At 75.4% G+C, this 17635-nt stretch carries 15 protein-coding genes; 2 read left to right on the top strand and 13 right to left on the bottom strand.

Annotation, left to right across the window (positions count from 1 at the left end; all coding sequences use genetic code 11):
* Positions 1–26 precede the first annotated feature (26 nt).
* The 12 genes from NBH00_RS14140 to NBH00_RS14085 all read right to left on the bottom strand — a co-directional run bounded on the left by NBH00_RS14140 (position 27) and on the right by NBH00_RS14085 (position 9980).
* Entirely contained in the window at positions 27–2042 is a 2016-nt protein-coding gene (locus NBH00_RS14140) for an amino acid permease (RefSeq protein ID WP_254569240.1), read from the bottom strand.
* Between the two features lie 2 nt (positions 2043–2044).
* Complete coding sequence (locus NBH00_RS14135; protein WP_254569239.1) at positions 2045–2236, bottom strand: hypothetical protein; 192 nt, start codon at positions 2234–2236, stop codon at positions 2045–2047.
* Entirely contained in the window at positions 2220–4178 is a 1959-nt protein-coding gene (locus NBH00_RS14130; protein WP_254569238.1) for an amino acid permease, read from the bottom strand. The genes NBH00_RS14135 and NBH00_RS14130 overlap by 17 nt, the downstream gene beginning before the upstream one ends.
* Positions 4179–4287: 109 nt before the next feature.
* Positions 4288–4749 carry a hypothetical protein gene (locus NBH00_RS14125; protein WP_254569237.1) on the bottom strand — a complete coding sequence of 154 codons (462 nt, stop codon included), beginning with the start codon at positions 4747–4749 and terminating at the stop codon, positions 4288–4290.
* Positions 4746–5894, bottom strand: coding sequence for a carboxylate-amine ligase (locus NBH00_RS14120; RefSeq protein ID WP_254569236.1), 1149 nt, complete (start codon positions 5892–5894; stop codon positions 4746–4748). Before NBH00_RS14120 ends, NBH00_RS14125 begins: the two co-directional genes overlap by 4 nt.
* An 11-nt stretch (positions 5895–5905) precedes the next feature.
* Complete coding sequence (locus NBH00_RS14115) at positions 5906–6568, bottom strand: redox-sensing transcriptional repressor Rex (protein ID WP_254569235.1); 663 nt, start codon at positions 6566–6568, stop codon at positions 5906–5908.
* Entirely contained in the window at positions 6565–6840 is a 276-nt protein-coding gene (locus NBH00_RS14110) for a glutaredoxin family protein (RefSeq protein ID WP_254569234.1), read from the bottom strand. The genes NBH00_RS14115 and NBH00_RS14110 overlap by 4 nt, the downstream gene beginning before the upstream one ends.
* Positions 6837–7841 (bottom strand): tRNA (adenosine(37)-N6)-threonylcarbamoyltransferase complex transferase subunit TsaD, encoded by a 1005-nt coding sequence (gene tsaD / locus NBH00_RS14105; RefSeq protein WP_254569233.1) that lies wholly within the window; start codon positions 7839–7841, stop codon positions 6837–6839. The genes NBH00_RS14110 and tsaD overlap by 4 nt, the downstream gene beginning before the upstream one ends.
* Positions 7838–8383 carry a ribosomal protein S18-alanine N-acetyltransferase gene (gene rimI / locus NBH00_RS14100; protein ID WP_254569232.1) on the bottom strand — a complete coding sequence of 182 codons (546 nt, stop codon included), beginning with the start codon at positions 8381–8383 and terminating at the stop codon, positions 7838–7840. Before rimI ends, tsaD begins: the two co-directional genes overlap by 4 nt.
* Positions 8380–9087, bottom strand: coding sequence for a tRNA (adenosine(37)-N6)-threonylcarbamoyltransferase complex dimerization subunit type 1 TsaB (gene tsaB, locus NBH00_RS14095; RefSeq protein ID WP_254569231.1), 708 nt, complete (start codon positions 9085–9087; stop codon positions 8380–8382). The genes rimI and tsaB overlap by 4 nt, the downstream gene beginning before the upstream one ends.
* Positions 9084–9530, bottom strand: a complete 447-nt coding sequence (gene tsaE / locus NBH00_RS14090; RefSeq protein WP_254569230.1) for a tRNA (adenosine(37)-N6)-threonylcarbamoyltransferase complex ATPase subunit type 1 TsaE — start codon at positions 9528–9530, stop codon at positions 9084–9086. Before tsaE ends, tsaB begins: the two co-directional genes overlap by 4 nt.
* A 27-nt stretch (positions 9531–9557) precedes the next feature.
* Positions 9558–9980: a hypothetical protein gene (locus NBH00_RS14085; protein ID WP_254569229.1), complete on the bottom strand. Its 423-nt coding sequence runs from the start codon at positions 9978–9980 to the stop codon at positions 9558–9560.
* Between the two features lie 129 nt (positions 9981–10109).
* On the opposite strand from NBH00_RS14085, the gene NBH00_RS14080 reads away from it, so the two are divergent.
* Positions 10110–12542 (top strand): glycosyltransferase, encoded by a 2433-nt coding sequence (locus tag NBH00_RS14080; protein ID WP_254569228.1) that lies wholly within the window; start codon positions 10110–10112, stop codon positions 12540–12542.
* Entirely contained in the window at positions 12539–13273 is a 735-nt protein-coding gene (locus NBH00_RS14075) for a class I SAM-dependent methyltransferase (protein WP_254569227.1), read from the top strand. Before NBH00_RS14080 ends, NBH00_RS14075 begins: the two co-directional genes overlap by 4 nt.
* On the opposite strand, the gene NBH00_RS14070 is transcribed toward NBH00_RS14075, so the two are convergent.
* Entirely contained in the window at positions 13197–17621 is a 4425-nt protein-coding gene (locus NBH00_RS14070; RefSeq protein WP_254569226.1) for an alpha-(1->3)-arabinofuranosyltransferase domain-containing protein, read from the bottom strand. The genes NBH00_RS14075 and NBH00_RS14070 overlap by 77 nt on opposite strands.
* Positions 17622–17635: the final 14 nt, after the last annotated feature.

Here is a 17635-nt window from a genome sequence, read left to right as displayed (position 1 = left end):
TGGGCCGCGCCGGCGTCGGTGCGCCGTCAGTCCTCTGCGGGTGCCCGCGAGGAGATCGCGTCGTCGGTCGGCGGCGCGGTGAGGATCACCGGGCAGGTCGCCTTGGCGACGACGTACTTCGTGATCTCCCCCACGAAGTTGTCGCGCGGGCCGCCGCGGCCGCCGAGCCGGGCGCCGCCGCGGATCCGCGAGGGCTCCTCGGCCGCCATGACGATCGCCTCCACCCCGCGCCGCTGGGCCTCCTCGACGATCGCCTGCCCGGCGCGACGCGTCCGGATCGTGGCCGTCGCGACCTCGACCCCGACGTACTCCTCGCCGACGGCCTTCGCGCGGCGCAGCGCCGCCCGGGCCTGGTCGAGCTGGCCGTCGGGCAGGCGCGCATCGATCGGCAGCGACATCGGGACCTCGATGATCCACAGCGCCTCGACGACCGCGCCCTCCTCGTCGTCGAAGTCCTCGTGCTCCTCGCCGGCGAGACGCCCCGCCGTCTGGATGATGTCGTCGTCCAGCGGCGACCCCATCAGCGGCACGAGGATCGAGCCGTAGGAGACCTCCTGCGGCCGCGCGACCTGACGCAGCGCCTGCTCGGGCACGGTGATGCGCTGGAAGACCGACTTCTCCTGGGTCGTCCGGTAGACGACGTAGAGGGCGATCCCGGCCCCCATCCAGCCGAGGCCGACGTAGCGGGCGCCCGAGTGGAAGACGATGACGCTCACCCACGCGAGGACGGCGAGCCCCGCTCCGAGGACGGAGGGCAGCGGCAGGCTGCGGCCCTTGAACGGGACCGAGAACGGCACCGCGTACGGGCGCCGGCGGTCGGGCTCAGTGAACCGCAGCCGGACGACGGAGGCGTGGGCGATGGTCAGCCCGAGGAGCGAGCCGAACGCGTAGATGCCGACGAGCAGGTCGAGGTCGGCCGGGATGACGAGGACGATCGCCATGACGGCGGCGAGGACGATCACGACGTACGGCGTGGAACGCGTCGGATGCAGGCGCCCGACCGCCGACGGGATCTGGCGGTTGAGCGAGAGCGAGTAGCCGAGCCGGGAGAGGCCGAGCATCGCGGAGTTCGCGGCGCCGATGAGCGTGACCGTCGCCGCGGCGGCGAGCGCGTACTTCGCCCCCGACCGCAGCCATTCCTGGTGGAAGGCGTCGGCGATGCCGAGCACCGGGGCGTTCAGGAGGTCGTCGTCGAGCGGCTTCGGCGACCGGACGGCCGGGATCGCCATGACCGCGACCATCGCGATCCCCGTGTAGATGACGACGACGAAGGCCGTCGAGCTCGCCACGAGGCGCTTGAGCCCGGCGCGTCGCACCCCGACCTCGCCGGCCAGGCCCGACGCGGACTCCAGGCCGGTGAGGACGACCGTCGCGACGCCGAGGGCGAAGATCGCGTCCGACCACTTCGGCGTGGAGCCGAGGTGGATGTCGCTCGTCAGCACGTGCCCGTCGAAGAAGATCGCGAGGCCGACGACGACGAGCGCGAGCTGGAGCGCGAGGTCGGCGACGACAATGACGATCAGGCGCCGCGCGCGCGTGCTCTGGAAGCCGCGGATCGTGCCGCCCGCGACGTAGACGATGACCGCGATCGCGGCGGCGATCTCGACCGCCCCGCGCCCGAGCGGCGCCCAGAACGCGGCAGCGTAGTTCGTCGCCGTGAACGCGCAGACGGCGATGAGGATGATGTAGTCGAGCAGCACGGCCCAGCCGGCGATGAACGACCACAGCTCGTTGAACGCGTACCGGGCGAAGACCGTCGAGCCGCCCTTGTCCTGGTGCAGCGACGCGCCCTCGACGTACGTCATCGTCGCGAGGCCGAAGAACCCGCTGGCGATGAGGAAGACGACCGGCGTCAGGCCGAGCGCATGGTCGGCGACGACGCCGAGCGAGAAGTAGATGCCGCTGGCCAGCGCGGTCCAGACGACCGCGAACAGGACGGGTGACCCGACCGTCGTGCGGACCGCGTCGAAGGCCGCCTCGGCGGCGCGCTCGGGCGCGGTCTCCGGCGGGTGCTCCCCGAACCCGTGGTGCTCGCCGCTCACCGTCAGCCGCCCTTCCGGGAGACGTACAGCCGGCCGGCGCCCGAGAGCGCGAAGAGCAGGCCCATGATCGTGCCGATGGCGAGCGGGCCGCCGCCGTGCACGAGCGTCGACACGAGCATCACGACGCCGAGGACGAACATGACGACGGACAGCGCCTGCGTCCCGGACCGGTGGACCTCACGCGGAGCCGGCATGCGTCTCCTTCAGGGCCGCGGTCTGGATCGGGGCGGGCTCGGACTGGATGATGACGCGGCACGGGCGCTTGCCGAGGACGGTCTCGACGGTCTTGCCGAAGACGGTGCCCGCGGCGGTCCGCGGCGGCAGCGGCATGACGATCGCGCGGGCCCGGATCGTCGTCGCGGTGTCGACGATGATCTTGCCCGCCCCGCCGGCCCGGACCTTCACCGTGCGGCCCGTCACCCGCCGCCCGCCCTGCAGGCGTGCCTGCTCGATCATGGCCTGGGCGGCGAGCTCCTGCTCGGGGAGCTCGGCGTCCAGCGGCGAGGACTGCGGGACGGGGATGGTCACGAGGACGTAGATGCCCCGGCGGCGCTGGGCGGCGACCTTGACCGCGGTGGCGAGCGCCCCGGGCGCGTACGGGCGGGAGGAGTCGAGCGCGACGAGCACCGAGTCGTACTCCGCCTCGCGGTCGGTGACCGGGAGCGGGACGGCGATCTTCGTCGTCGTGACGAGGTCGAGGCCCTGCCGGCGGCGGTAGACCGGGTAGATGAGCATCCCGAGGGCGAGCCACGCGACGCCGGCGGCGGCGACGTCGAGGTGCAGGAAGGTCACCACGAGGAACGCGAGGCCGGTGAACGCGCCGCCGAACATCGCGAAACCGGGCAGCGAGCGCCCGCGGAAGGGGATGTTGCCCGGCCCCGTGTAGGGCCGCTCGACGTCCGGCTTGGTCCACCGCAGCCAGACGACCGACATGTGCGCGACCGTGAACGACAGCATCGCGCCGAACGCGTACATGTTGCCGAGGAAGTCGGCCTTGCCCGGGATCATCGCGACGCAGGCGATCGCGCCGAAGAGCAGGATGCCGATCCACGGCGTGCCGTACTTCGGGTGCAGCTGGCGCAGGCGGTCGGGGACCTGGCGGTGCAGGCCCATCGAGTAGACGAGCCGCGAGACGCCGATGATGCCGGCGTTCGTCGCGATGAAGAGGATCGTGGCCGCGAGCAGGCCGACGTAGATCTCGCTCGGCTTCTGCAGGACGCCGAGGTGGATCTGCTTGACGACGCCGAGGATCGGGTCGCCGGCGTAGCCGCCCGCCTTCTCGGTGAGGCCGAGGAGCGTCACGTGGTCGCCGGGCGAGGCCTCCCCCGCCTTCACCGCCTCGCTGTTCGCGGTGGCGGTGAACACCGGCAGCGCGCTGAGCGCGACGGCGGGCAGGAGCGCGTAGATCGCGAAGACGGCGATGACGACGCGGTTGATCGCGGCCGGGATCGTCTTCGTCTCGTCCTTGGCCTCCTCGGCCATGTTCGAGATCGTCTCGATGCCGGTGTAGGCGATCATCCCGACGGGGATCGCGAGGAAGAAGTCCTTCCACGTCGGGGCCACGCCGAGCTGGATGTTGTCCACCAGCGTCGACGGGCTGAAGACGAGGAAGAGGCCGACAACGACGAGCACGAGCTGCGTCATGAAGTCTGTGACGGCGAGCGCGATGTTCACGCCGGCGGACTCCTCGGCCCCGCGGACGTTGACGAACGCGAGCAGCGCGACCGCGCCGATGCCGACGAAGACGTCCGCGGGGCTCGAGCGCAGCGCGTCGATCCCGAGGACGCCGCCGAGGTAGTGCGGCACGAAGAACGCCGAGATGGCGATCGTGATCGTGTAGTTCAGCATCTGCGCCCAGGCGGCGAAGAAGCTCCAGAACTCGTTGAACGCGTGGCGGGCGAAGGACGAGGAGCCGCCCGCCTCCGGGTACATCGCCGTCGCCTCGGCGTAGGTGGCGGCCGTGAGGTAGAAGATGAAGCCGGTGATGACGAACACCACCGGCGTCATGCCGAGCGCGAAGCTCGCGACGAGCCCGAGCGCGTAATAGATCGACGAGCCGACGTTGCCGTAGGCCGTCGAGAAGAGCGCGTTGACCCCCAGCACGCGCTGGAGGCCATGGAGGCGGCGTTCAGCCATGGACGCTGCGGGAGTCTACGTCGCCGGCCACGCCCACGCGCGCGGCGGCGTCGCTACTGCCCGGGCAAAACGTCGCCATGGCCAAGGAGGGCAGCTGACGACTTCGGCGTTATTGCCCAGGGACCCAGAGCTTGCCGGCGCCCGGAGGCGCGAGCGGGGACTCCTTCGGGGCGGGCGGCGGCGGCGCGGCCGGCCCGCCCTCGGGCGCGCCGGGGCCGCCGGCGACCTGGCCGCCGAGCTGCACGTAGGCCATCTGCAGCTGGGAGATCGCGTCCTTCAGCTGCGTCGCGTCGTCGCCGAGGGCGGGCTCGACGAGCGGGAAGAGGCGCATCGCGGCCTCGATCGCGAACCCGAGCTGGTTCAGGTCGCGCTCGTCCTCGGTGCCGGGGACGAGGCCGGCCTTGCGCCCGCCGAGGTTCAGCAGCGACACGACGGTCTGCAGGACGACGTCCTCCACGCGGAGCTGCTTGATCTGCTCCTCGTAGGCGGCGGCGAGCTGCTCCTCCGTCAACGGCGTGCCGTCCTCGTTGAGGGGCATCTCGGGCTGCGGGTTCTGCTCTTGGTCGCTCATGCGGCGGCCTCCTGGGCGTAGGTCTGCTGTGTCTCCTGCACGGTCCGGGCGAAGACCTCCTGCATCGACGCGCCCTCCTGCAGCGAGGCCCGCTGACGCTGGGCGCCGTTCTGCTCGGGCAGGGCGGGCTCGTCGAGGGCGAGCTCGGCGCGGACCGGGGACGTCCAGTGAAGCAGGCCGTCGATCGCCGCCCGGGCCGGGACCTCGCGCAGGGTGCCGAGATCGATGAGGTCGCCGTCGAGGCCGAAGCGGATCGCGCGCCAGAAGTTCTCCTCGAGCAGCCGCCGCGGGTGGTCCGGCAGCGGGACCCCGGCGTCCTCGTCCCGGGCGGCCTGGGCGACGCAGGCGACGATGAGCGCCGCGAGGGCGTCGCTCTCGGCCGCGGTGGACTGCGCGTCGCAGATGCGGACCTCGACGGTGCCGAAGGAGAAGTGCGGCCGCACCGACCACCAGACCTGCGTGTACTCGACGATCGAGTTCGTCGCGAGCAGCAGCTCGATGTAGCGCCGGTACTCGGCCCACGAGCCGTAGAGGTCGGGGATGCCGCAGCGCGGGAACGTCTTCGTGAAGGACTGCGTGCGCGCGGAGTGCAGGCCGCTGTGGCGGGCGTCGAGGAACGGCGAGTTGGCGCTGACGGCGAGCAGCGTCGGCAGGACGCCGCGCAGGCGGTCGCAGACCCGGACGGCGCGGTCGGCCCCGTTCACGCCGACGTGGACGTGGAGGCTGAAGGTGTTGTTGCGGCGCGCGACGTACTGCAGCCCGTCGACGACCCGGCGGTAGTGCTCGGTGTCGATGTTCGGCTGCTCGCGGTAGTCGGCCCACGGATGGGTGCCGGTCGACGCGAGCGCCGCGCGGTGGCGGGCGGCGAGGGCGAACAGGCGCGTGCGGGCCTCGCGCTGGCGGGCGAACGCGTCCGCGAGGTCCTCCCCGCGGCCCGAGCGGATCTCGATCTCGCTCGAGATGAGCTCGCCGGCGACCGACTCGGCGAGGACCGGGTCCTCCTGCGCCGCGGCGTGGAGCGCCTCGTAGCGCGGGACGAGGTCGAGCGTCTCGGGGTCGACGATCGCGAACTCCTCCTCGAGCCCGACCGTGAAGTCGGTCGAGTCCGCGAAGATCTCGTCGACGCCGTCGCAGGTGAACGTCATGGGCGGCGCGCTCAGGTGAGGTAGAAGTAGAGGGCGTAGAGGAGGTCCACGGCCGGGCTGGAGGTGTGGACCGTCACCTCCGGCGGCACCTGCAGCAGCGCCTCCGAGTAGTTGAAGATGATCTTCACGCCCGCGTCGACGAGCACGTCGGCCAGGCCCTGCGCCGCGTTGTTCGGGACGGCGAGGACGCCGACGACGATGTCCTCCTCGTCGACCGCCGCGGCGAGATCGCTGACCGGCCGGACCGTGAGGTGGCCGACGGCGCTCCCGATCTTGTCGGGCGCGCTGTCGAAGATCGCCACGACGCTGAAGCCGTGGTCGGCGAAGATGTCCGAGCTCGCGATGGCGCGGCCGAGGTGCCCCGCGCCGAACAGGGCGATGTTGTGCGGGCCCGCGGTGCGCAGGATCTTGCGGATCTGCGCGACGAGCGCGTCGACGTTGTACCCGACCCCGCGCTTGCCGAACTTGCCGAAGCCGGACAGGTCCCGGCGGATCTGGGTCGAGTTGACCTTCGTCCAGGTCGACAGCTCCTGCGAGCTGACGGTCTCCTTGCCCTCGCGCTTGGCCTGCGTGAGGACCTGGAGGTAGCGCGCCAGGCGCGCGGCCACCCCCATCGACAGCCGCTCTGGGGCCGGGGCTCCGGCCCCCGGGCCTATGAGGTCAGGGACGCTCATCCGAGGGGAGGACTGTAGTCGGTCGCGCCTCCGGACAGCCGCCTGCGGAGGTCGTCCTCGTCGACTAAGAAGTCGTAGAGCTCCTCGCCGTCGAGCGCCAGGACGGGGATCCGCTCCAGATAGGCCTTCAGCAGCGCGTCGTCGGACTCGATGTCGAGCTCCTGCAGGCGGAACGCGTGGTCGGCGCGCACCCGCTCGACGACGGCACGGGCGTCGTCGCAGAGGTGGCAGCCCGGCCGTCCGTAGAGCGTGACGGTGCGCTCGGGTCTCACAGCGCGCGGCGGTCCGTGGCGTAGACGTCGAGCGCCGGGACGTCCGCCGGGTCGGCGGACGGCTGGTGGAGCGCCGCGGCGCCGATCATCGCGGCGTTGTCCGTGCACAGCGCGCGGGCCGGGACGTGGACGACCGACGCGCACGTGCCCAGCCGCTCGCGGAGCGGGCCGTTGGCCGCCACGCCGCCGCCGATCGCGAGCCGGTCGAGCCCGGTCTGCTCCAGCGCGCGCTCGACGCGCCGCGCGAGCTGGTCGACGACGGCCTGCTGGTAGGAGGCCGCGAGGTCGGCCGTCCGCGCGGCGGCGCCCGCGCCGCCTGCGGCGTCGAGGTCCCGGACCGTGTAGAGCAGGGAGGTCTTCAGCCCCGCGAAGCTCATGTCGAGGCCCGGGACACCGTGCGCGAGCGGGAACGCGAACGCCGCCGGGTCGCCGTCCGCCGCGACCCGCTCGATGTGCGGCCCGCCCGGGAACGGGAGGCCGAGCAGGCGCGCGCCCTTGTCGAGGGCCTCCCCCGCCGCGTCGTCGAGCGTCCGGCCGAGGACGGTGAACGAGTGGTGGTCGTCCACGCGGGCGACGAAGCTGTGGCCGCCGCTGGCGACGAGGCACACGAACGGCGGCTCCAGCGGCGGGCCGGCGTCGCCGTGGAGGAAGTTCGCGGCGACGTGGCCCTGGAGGTGGTCCACGGGGATGAGCGGCAGGCCGCGCGCGACGGCGATGGCCTTCGCCGTCGCGAGGCCGACGAGCAGCGCGCCGGTGAGGCCCGGCCCGCGGGTGACGGCCACGGCCTCGATGTCGTCGAGCGTCGCGCCGGCGCGGGCGAGCGCGTCGTCGACGACGAGGTTCATGAGCTCGAGGTGGTGGCGCGACGCGATCTCCGGGACGACGCCGCCGTACGCGTCGTGGACCTCCTGGGAGGAGATGACGTTCGCGAGGACGCGGGCGTCCCGGGTGACGACGGCGGCGCAGGTGTCGTCGCAGCTCGTCTCGAGCGCGAGGATCACGGCCGCGGCACGGAGGTCGTCGGCGGCACCGGCCAGGCGTTCGGGACGTCGTCGAGGCGCCCCTGGAGCGTCGAGGGCGTCCGCCACATGATGAGCGCGTCCTCGCCGTTGTCCTGGTAGTAGCGCCGCCGCATCCCGGCGGTGATGAAGGAGAACCGCTCGTACATCGCGATCGCGCCGGTGTTCGAGGGGCGCACCTCGAGCGTGTACTGCGCGAGCGGGTCGTCGACGCGCTCGATGAGCCCGTCGAGCAGCGTCGTGGCGACGTGCTGCCGGCGCACGTCCGGGTCGACCGAGACGTTCATGACGTGCCAGACGGTGTCGAACCGGCTGCAGATGAGGTAGCCGCAGATGCGCTCGCGCGTGCCGCCCGGCGTCTCGCGGGCCGACCAGGCGGCGAGGCAGATGCCGCTCGGCTTCGAGAGCTCGAGGACGAACATCGCGAGCGACCACGGGGTCGGGAAGGCCCGCCGCTCGATCGCGATGACCTGCGGGAGGTCCGCGTAGGTCAGGCGGCGGATGTCGAGGCCGGGCGGGGTCATGCGCGGGCGGCCGCCTCGCGGTCGGCCGTCCGCACGGCGTCGGGCCGGCGCACGTAGTCGGGCACGAGCGCCTCCCTCGGGGTCTCGGGCGCGTAGCGGGCGAGACGGCAGACGGCGAGGCCGTCGACGTGGTGGCGCGGATCGTCGTCGGCGGGGACGCTCGCGGCGCGCTCGACGTCGGCGCGGTGGCGGACGGCGCCGTCGCCGACCGCGAGCGCCGTCTCGGCGAGCCCGTCGGTCGCCGCCACGAGGGCTGCGAGGGCGTCGGGCGCGACGGCCTGCGGGGCGAGCAGCACCCGCGTCCCGTCCCAGGCGCCGACGAACAGCTCGCCGCGCCGGGCGTCGACGCAGGCGAGGACCGGGCCGTCGTGGCCGGCGCCCTCCGCGAGCGCCTGGAGCGTCGAGACCCCGGCGAGCCCCGCCCCGGACGCCTGCGCGAGCGCGCGCCCGGTCGCCACGCCGATGCGCAGGCCGGTGAACGTCCCCGGGCCGAGCCCGACGGCGATGCGGTCGACCGCGCCCCAGGTGAGGGACGCCTCGTGGAGGACGTCGCCCGCGAGCGCGAGGAGCTGCTCCGCGTGGCCGGGCCGGGCGCCCGGGTCGGGCTCGTGGCGGCGGCGGAGCGCCAGCTCGAGGCCGTCCGTGTCGCTCAGGAGGCCGACGGCGGTGTCGCCGGTCGCGGTGTCGAGCCCGAGGACGATCACGGCTCGATCCTCACGGAGCGGCGCTCGGGACCTGAGTGCCCGAGGTGCACATGGGCGGCGATGCGCACGCCCGCGGGACCCGTGAGCTGCTCGGCGTCCTCGGCGATCTGCGGCCATTCGAGGAAGGCGATCGCGTCCGGGCCGACGTGGTCGGCGAGGAAGGCGGGGTCCTCGTCGTCGAGCGAGGTGAGCCGGTGCAGGTCGAGGTGCGCGACGGGCACGGGACCGGCCTCGTAGCGGCGGGCGATCGTGTACGTCGGGCTCGTCACCGGGCCGTCGTGCCCGAGGGCGCGGACCGCGCCGCGGACGAAGGTCGTCTTCCCGGCCCCCATCTCGCCGTAGAGCAGGACGACGTCACCGGGCCGCAGGCGCGCGGCGAGCTCGGCGCCGAGGGCCTCGGTCGCTGCGGGAGAGGTGCTCTCGTGCGTGGTCCCGGCCGTCACGGTGCCGACAGGCTAGCCCGCGCCGCGTCAGAAGCGCTCGCGCGCGGTCCGCAGGCGCAGCCCGAGGCCGCAGAGGAGCATCCCGAGGCCGATGCCGGCGAGGATCCGCCCGTCGAGGCCGGTGTTCGGCAGCGTGGTGGCCGTGGCCGCCGTCGGGCTCGTCGTCGTGGGCGGGGACCCCGTCGAGGAGCCGGTGCTCGTCGACCGCGGCAGCGACGGCTGCGCCGGGGCGCTCGCGGCCGGCGTGGTGCTCGAGAGCTGCGGGACCGTCGACGGGTTCGGGACGCTCGAGGCCCCGGTGCGCGTCGACGTCGTGGCCGAGCCGCCGAGCGGGTCCTGATACTGCTGGTCGCCGGCGCTCTGGGCCACGGCGCCCGCGGGCAGCCCGAGGCCGGCGGCCCCGACGGCGGCGGCGGCGAGGAGGGCGGGCAGGCGGGACGGCAGGCGCATTCGACGGGGCATTCTATGGGTCCGGCGGACATCCTCCCACCTCGGGGCGCGCGCACGGACGCAGGACGGCGCTGCGCCGGTCGTCCGGACGGGCCCCGCGTCCCGCCCCTGCGGTACCGTCGCAGGCTCGTGACGAGCGGCCAGGCCCCCTCAGCTCCCCGCCACGTCCTGCTCCTCACCGACCGGGACTGGACCCATCCGCAGGGCGGCGGCACCGGCACGAACCTCTTCGGCCAGGTCTCGCGGTGGCTCGCCTGGGGCCACACCGTCACGGTCATCGCCGGGGCCTACGACGGCTGCGAGGCGGTGTCGCGCCCCCACGAGCGCCTGACGATCCACCGCATGGGCACGCGCCTGACCGTCTTCCCGCGCGCGGCGCGCGCCACCCGCAGGGGCGTGGCGGCCGACGCGGACGTCGTGCTGGAGGTCGTCAACGGCATCGCCTTCTTCACGCCGCTCTGGTGGTGGCTGAAGCGCCCGGTCGTCGCGCTCGTCCACCATGTCCACCAGGACCACTACGAGGCCGAGCTCGGGCTCCGCGGGCGGGTCGCCGCGCAGGTCCTCGAGCGGCTGCCGCTGACGGTCCTGTACCGCGGCCGGCCCGTGCTCACGATCTCCGACGCCGCGCGTGACGAGCTCGTGGAGCTCGGGGTCCCCGGCGAGGACATCACCGTCACCTACATGGGCGTCGACCCGTCGGGCGTGCCCGCGGTCCCCCGCTCCCCCACCCCGCGGCTCCTGTACCTCGGGCGGCTGAAGGCCTACAAGCGCATCGAGCACGTGCTCGACGTCCTCGAGCACGTGCCGGACGCGCACCTCGACATCGCCGGGGACGGCGACCATCGCGCGGCGCTGGAGGCGGAGATCGCCGAGCGCGGCCTCGGGCCGCGGGTGACGCTCCACGGGCACGTGAGCGAGGAGCGCAAGCAGCAGCTCTACGACGAGGCGTGGGTGAGCCTCACCGCGTCGAGCGCCGAGGGCTGGTGTCTCACCGTCATGGAGGCGGCGCTCCGCGGAACCCCGAGCGCGGCGCTCCGGGTCGGCGGCCTGCCGGAGTCGATCGCCGACGGGCGTACCGGCGTCCTCGCCGACACGCCCGACGAGCTCGCGGCCGAGGTCGCCGCGCTGTGCGCCGACGACGAGCGGCGTGAGCGCCTCGGGACGGCGGCGCGCGAGCGGGCGGAGGGGTTCTCGTGGGACGTCACGGCGACCGCGAACCTCGCCGTGCTCGGAGCCGCCGCCGACGCCCCGCGCCCGGCGCTGCGCGCGCGCCTGCGGGCGTCCGACACCGGCAAGGCCGGAGCGCTGGCCGGCGCGAGCCTTGCGAACAACGCCATCCAGCTCATCTTCACGATCGCGGTGACCCGGCTGCTCGGGCGCGACGGGTACGGCGCGCTCGCGGCCCTCATCTCCGCGTTCCTCATCCTCCTCGTCGGCGGTCAGTCGCTCCAGGCGGCGGCCGCGCGCGAGGTCGCGCTCGGCCGGCTCGGCGGGCCCGAGGTCCTCGCCGCGACGGTGCGCGACTGGACGCGGACGCTGGCGCGGGCCTTCGTCGTCCTCGCGGCGGTGGGGCTCCTGGTCCGGGTCCCCCTCGCGTCGCTGACGGGGACCCCGGAGCATCCGTGGGCGGCGGCCGCCCTGCCCGTCACCGGGGTGATGTGGCTACTCGTGTCGCTCCAGCGGGGGGTGCTCCAGGGCCTGCACGCCTTCCGGCCGGTCGGCCTGAGCATCGTCGGGGAGGCGGCCGCCCGGCTCGTCCTCGGGCTCGTGCTCGCGGCGACGGCCGGCGTCACCGGCGCGTTCCTCGCGACGGTGCTGACGTTCGCGGTCGTGGCCGCCTGGCTCGACCGGTCGATCGGCGAGCGAATGCTGGCCCACCGCGGCTCGGGCGCCGCGGTGAGCGCGGGGAACGGCCCGGCGCGACGCGGCCTGCGCGGGCTCGTCGGCGGCGGCTGGGTCCCGATCGGCGCCCTGCTGCTGCTCGCCGTGCTGCAGAACGTCGACGTCATCATCGCGCGCCACCAGCTCGGCCACGACCGTGCGGGCTCCTACGCGGTCGCCGCCGTCGCGGCGAAGGCCGTCGTGTGGGTGGCGATCGGCGTCGGGCTGCAGCTGCTCCCGCAGGCGACGGCCCGTGCCGCGGCGGGCCTCGACCCGCGCCCCGTCCTCTACCGCGCGCTCGGGATCCTCGCGGTCGTCGCGACGCCGGCGCTGCTCATCTTCGCGCTCGTCCCCCGCCTGCTGCTGCGGGTGACGTTCGGCCCGGACACCGTCGACGCCGCGCCCGCGCTGCTCGTCCTCGGCCTTGCGATGACGCTCCTCGCCGTCGCGTACCTCACGGTGCAGTTCATGATCGCGCTCGGGGAGGTCCGCTTCCTGTGGGTGCTGGCGGCGGTCGCCGCGGGCGAGATGGTCCTGCTCTTCGCCGGCCGCTTCTCGATCACCGGGTTCGCCGCCGTCGTCGCGGTCATGCAGCTCCTCGCCGCGGGTGCCGTCCTCGTCCTCGCCGCACGGGCCTGGCCCGCCCGGCATGCCACCGCCCCGCCGCCCGCCACCGCATGACCGACCTGCACGCGACGTTCACCGCCCTCGACGGCGTCGAGGGCTGGCTCAGCCCCGAGCAGGTCTCGCGCCTGCACGCCTGCGCCGCCGCGGTCCCCGCCGGCGGGCAGATCGTGGAGATCGGGTCCTTCCGGGGCCGCTCGGCGATCACGATGGCGCGCGCCGCCGCGCCGTCGGTGCGCATCACCTGCATCGACCCGCACGTCGGCTCCGATCGCGGGCCGCAGGAGTTCGAGGCCCAGCCCGAGCTCGGGAGCGCCGACAACGACGCCTTCGTCGCGAACCTCGCGGCCGCCGGGGCCCCGGTCGGCGAGCGCGTCCGTCACGTCCGGGCCTTCTCGGACGCCGCGCTCGGCGACGTGGACGGGCCGATCGACCTGCTCTTCGTCGACGGCGCCCACCGCTACGGCCCCGCCCTCGACGACCTGCGGCGCTGGGGCGACCGGGTCCCGCCGGGCGGGACGATGCTCGTCCACGACAGCTTCGCGTCGGTCGGCGTGACGGCGGCGCTGCTGCGCCACATCGTCCTCCACCCGGGCTGGCGCTACGCCGGGCGTGACCGGTCGCTCGCGCGGTACGTCCGGGTGCGCAACCACCCGGCGTCGGTCGCCGCGCAGTTCGCGCAGCTGCCCTGGTTCGCCCGGAACGTCGTCATCAAGGCGCTGATCCTAACGCGCCTCGCCCCGCTGGCCCGGCCGCTGGGTCACCGGGACGCGACCTGGCCGTACTGAGCGGACCGCCCGGGCGGGCGCCCGCGAGCAGGCGGCCGGCCGCGAGCGCGAGGAGCACGTAGGCGGTGACCGCGACCCAGTGCGCCGCGAGCCGGTCGGTCGCGTAGGTCGTGTCGAACGGCAGGCCGCGGCCGTCGAGCGCGACCTTGGCGGCGTAGATCGCCGGGACGGCGCCGAGCAGGAGCGCGCCCGCCGCGGTGACGAGCGCGCGGACCGTCGCGCCGCGCCAAAGCAGCAGGGCGGCGAGGGGGCCCGCGACCGCGCCCGCGCGCAGGGCGAAGACGAAGCCGACGACGAGCGCGAGCACGACACCGGCGGCGAGGGCCTGCCGCGCGGAGAGCCGGAGCGGCGGCGGCGCGGGGAGGTCGGCGAACGGGGCCGGGGCAGCGGCGGCGCCCGGCCCGTCGGCGCCGCGAGCGCTCGCGGCGGCCTCGCGGCGCCGGCGCGCGAGCACCCCGCGGCCGAGCAGCACGAGCATGAGGGCGCCGCCGAGCCCCGAGAGCCACAGCGCCGCGCGCACCGTCCCCTCCGGGCCGAAGCGCAGGTCGAGCGTGCGGCAGCCGGGCGCGGCGAGCGGCCAGCCGTTCGCGTAGCCCTGGAGCGGGACGGGCGCGCCGAGGTCGCGGCCGTCGCACTCCGCCCGCCACCCGCGGCTGTAGCTCTCGCCGAGGACGAGCCACGACGGCCCTCCCGCGGTGACCCGCAGCCCGCTGAGGCCGCTGCCGTCCGCGTGACCGGCGTCCACGACGTGCCCGCCGGGCCCGGGGATCGTGAGGACGCCGCCGGGCGCCAGGGCGGTGAGGCTCAGCGTGTCGGCGACGAGCGCGCCGGTCGCGCCGGAGACCTCGTGCGGCCCCGCGCCGATCAGGACGGTCCCGCAGCCGTCCAGGCGCACCGGCCGCCCGGCGTCAAGGGCGCGCAGGCTCACGCGGCCGCCGAGGCGCGCCCGCACCGCGCCCGCCGCCGGCCGGGCGCCGGCGCCGCCGACCCACGGGCGGACGATGATGCTCGCCGCGCCACAGCGCAGGGGTACGCGGCCGCTGCGCGGGACCCGCAGCCGCGGGAGCCCGGCCGCCCGCAGCTCGGCGATCCCGACCGCGCGGCGCATCCGGACGCGGGCCGGCACGCCGGGGGCGAACTGCGCCGCGAGCACGTCGAGGCGGAAGGCGCGGCCGCGCACGGCGCGGGGCAGCGTCACGAGGCCGTTGGCGGGTACGGCGAGGGCCGCGCCGCGGCGACCGTCGACGCTCAGGCGCACCCGGGTCGCGCGCCGCACCTGCAGGCCCCGGACAGGGACGACGCGCAGGCGCCGGAGGGTCAGGGGCGCCGGCGTCGTCCAGCGCAGGAACGCGGCGTGGCCCGGGATCCACTGGCCGACCCAGGCCCGGCCCGCCGGGGTCGCGTCCCCGTCGAAGGCCCCGGACGCGCGGTAGCGCGGGAGCCCGTCGAACCGCGCCGAGCCGTCGGCGACGAGGCCGCCGCGCACGCCGGCGAGGCGGTCGAGGGCGGCGTCGGAGGTCCCGACGTCGACCCGGGCCCACGCGCTCACGGCGTACCGCCGGGCGACGGGCGGGGCGATGACGCGGTGCAGCTGCCGCTCGGGGTCGCGGGCGTCCCGCACGAGCCCGGCCTGGGCGGGGCCGGCGAGGCGGCCCTGACGGGCCGGGGCGGCCGCGGTGAGCCGCTCCAGGAGATAGGTCAGCGGGCTCGCGGCGAGGTCGGCGGGCCGCAGGTCGCGCTCGAGGACGTCGGGGACGCGGAGCGCCTCACGGACGCGGACGCCGGGGATCTGCAGCTCGCGGATGCCGCCGAGCCCGGCGGAGGCGTGGCGGGGCCGCCGGACCCCGGTGATCGCGACCTGGACGACCGTGGCGCGCTTCAGCCCGACCGCGAGGGTGTTCCAGCCCCGGTGGACGGCGAAGCGGCGGCCGTTGACGGCCACCGCGGTGACCACCCCGCGGCTGTCGCTCGCCGGCCACAGCCGCAGCCGCGGGACGTCGAGCCGTCGGCCGAGGTCGACGGTGAGGACGGCCCGGCCGGGATCGAGGAAGCGGTCGGCGAGCCACGACGTCGACGGGTCCCCGTCCATCGCGGCGGCCGGCCGGTGCTCGGGGAACTGCGTCACCTGCGGGGAGAACGGCGCCGAGATGTCCCGCACGCCCGCGAGCACCTGCACCGTCTGCGCGTCGGCCGCCGGACGGCGCCCGAGCGCGGCCTCGTACGGGTCCAGGAGCGTCCCGTCCCGGCTCACGCTGCGCCCCGCGCGCAGGACCTGGCCGGTGCCGCCGCGCAGCCGCGAGGAGACGAAGGCCTGGCGGCGGTCCCCGTCGGCGACGACGACCGGCGCCCCGCCGCGGGCGGCGGCGCGGGCCTGCGCGACCGAGAGGTCGGCCCCGGCGCGGTAGGGACGGTCGGGCTCCAGGCGGCCGAAGGCGGCGAGGTTCGTCAGCGCGCGGGCGCCCCCGTCGAAGAGCGTCACCGGCCCACGGGGGATGACGCGGACGATGCCGCCGGTCCGGACCGGGACGTCGCGCAGCAGCGGGACGCGGCGCGCCGGGGCAATCCGCCCCGCCGCCATCCGCGCGAGCGTCGTCTCCGCCCCGATCGCGCGGCCGCCGCGCAGCGCCGGCTCGCTCGCGAGCGTGTCGGCGGTCTCCAGCGGCCCGAGCTCCCCGCTGCGGCTGCGGTCCCCGTCCGCGGCGACGACGACGTCCCCGACGCCGAGGAGGTCGAGCAGCGACGGGAGCTGGCCGGGCAGGACGCGCTCCTGGCTCACGAGGTCGTCGACCGCCCACTGCAGCTCGACGGCGCGGCGGTCACCGTAGGGGACGATGTTGCGCGTCGCGACGGGGTGGTCGGTGAGCGACGGGAGGATCGCGTCGATCGTCTGGCCCCAGCGGTAGCTCGCGAAGAGCTGACCGGGCAGGACGAGCGCGCGGCTCGTCGGCGGTCGGGTGCCGAGGCGGGCCGCGAGGGCGTGCCAGCGGGCCGGGACCTCGATGTGCAGCTGCTCGTCGGGGGCGGCGCCGCGGACGAGCGGCCAGGCGGCGACGGCGACGAGCACGGCGGCGAGCGCCGGCACCGCGAGGCGGACGGGACGCCGGCGGGCGCGCAGCCACGTCCACGCGGCGCCCGCCGCGAGCCCGCCGAGCCCGGCGAGCCCGAGCGTCAGCAGAGGCCCGGCCTTGTACGTCGTGCGCAGGACCCGGACGACCGCGAGGTGGTTGTAGGTGAAGGTGGACGCGCGGCGCAGCGGCGTCCCCTCCGGCCAGCCGACGCCCATGACGAGCAGCCCCGTGAGGACGAGCAGCAGGAGGAACGGGGCGTAGCGCGCCCGGTGCGTCCAGCGCAGGCCGCCGAGCGCCAGCGCCGGCACCGCGAGCCCGGCGAGGACGACCGGCAGCGCCGTGAGCAGGACGCCGCCGTGCGTCGCGTACGGGCGCAGCACGCCGCCGGACCCGACCCCGACGTAGCTCGTCCAGAAGCCCATCCCGCGGAGGGACTCGGTGAGCGACGTCGTCGACCAGATCGTCCCCGGCTGCTCGGTGAACGGGAGGAAGTCCAGGCCGTAGCGGGCGTGGACGGCGAGCGGGACGACCCACCACGCGTTCGCGACCGCGATGCACGGCACGAGGCGCGTGAGCCACGGCCGCAGCGCCGCGCGGTCCACCCCGCCCCACGCGAGCTCGTAGCCGACGAGCAGCAGCGGCCCGACGAGGACCCAGCCGATGACCGCCGCGTTCACCCCGCCGCCGGCGCAGGCGAGGAGGAGCGCGCCGACGGCGGGCCAGCACCAGCCGCGGGGGTCGCGGAGCCCGCGGTGGACGGCGAGCAGCATCCACGGCAGCGCGGCGTACGTGAGCAGCGAGATCGACGTGCGGTCCATGAGCACCGCGACGTACGGGCAGAGGACGTACAGGACGGCGGCCGTCGCGGGGACGGCGACGGCCGCGCGCGGCAGGGCGGCGAGCGTCCGCAGCAGCGTGGCGACGCCGAGCGCCGCGAGCGCGAGCAGCGTCCCGAGCCACAGCCGGTGGACGACCCAGACGGGCAGCCCGAGCGTGTCCCCGAGCGCGAACCACGGCGCCATCGGGAAGGCGTAGCCGTTGTACTGCCCGCCCCACACGTGCCCGAGGTCGCCGGTCGGAGACCACACCCGCAGGACGTCGGTGAGGAAGCGGTGCGGCGCGACGTAGAGCGCGAGCTTCGTGTCGGCGATCGTCTCGCCCCAGCGCTGGCCGAACGCCACGGCGTACGCGAGCACCACGAGCGCGAGGCTCAGCGCGCGATCGGGGCGGGGCGGGTGGAAGCGGCCGCGCGGGGTGCGCGGGTGGGTCGGTGCAGCCATGCGGTGCGGGCAGA

Source organism: Paraconexibacter antarcticus, from assembly GCF_024220175.1.
GTDB lineage: Bacteria > Actinomycetota > Thermoleophilia > Solirubrobacterales > Solirubrobacteraceae > Paraconexibacter > Paraconexibacter antarcticus.
The sequence above is the reverse complement of the archived record's forward strand: the minus strand, read 5'-3'. Positions and strand labels throughout refer to the sequence as shown.

What these genes read in the sequence shown, in the direction of transcription:
- NBH00_RS14135 (WP_254569239.1), bottom strand. Translation starts at nt 2,236, where the DNA reads ATGCCGGCTCCGCGTGAGGTCCACCGGTCCGGGACGCAGGCGCTGTCC.
- NBH00_RS14130 (WP_254569238.1), bottom strand. Translation starts at nt 4,178, where the DNA reads ATGGCTGAACGCCGCCTCCATGGCCTCCAGCGCGTGCTGGGGGTCAAC.
- NBH00_RS14125 (WP_254569237.1), bottom strand. Translation starts at nt 4,749, where the DNA reads ATGAGCGACCAAGAGCAGAACCCGCAGCCCGAGATGCCCCTCAACGAG.
- NBH00_RS14120 (WP_254569236.1), bottom strand. Translation starts at nt 5,894, where the DNA reads ATGACGTTCACCTGCGACGGCGTCGACGAGATCTTCGCGGACTCGACC.
- NBH00_RS14115 (WP_254569235.1), bottom strand. Translation starts at nt 6,568, where the DNA reads ATGAGCGTCCCTGACCTCATAGGCCCGGGGGCCGGAGCCCCGGCCCCA.
- rimI (WP_254569232.1), bottom strand. Translation starts at nt 8,383, where the DNA reads ATGACCCCGCCCGGCCTCGACATCCGCCGCCTGACCTACGCGGACCTC.
- NBH00_RS14085 (WP_254569229.1), bottom strand. Translation starts at nt 9,980, where the DNA reads ATGCGCCTGCCGTCCCGCCTGCCCGCCCTCCTCGCCGCCGCCGCCGTC.
- NBH00_RS14075 (WP_254569227.1), top strand. Translation starts at nt 12,539, where the DNA reads ATGACCGACCTGCACGCGACGTTCACCGCCCTCGACGGCGTCGAGGGC.
- NBH00_RS14070 (WP_254569226.1), bottom strand. Translation starts at nt 17,621, where the DNA reads ATGGCTGCACCGACCCACCCGCGCACCCCGCGCGGCCGCTTCCACCCG.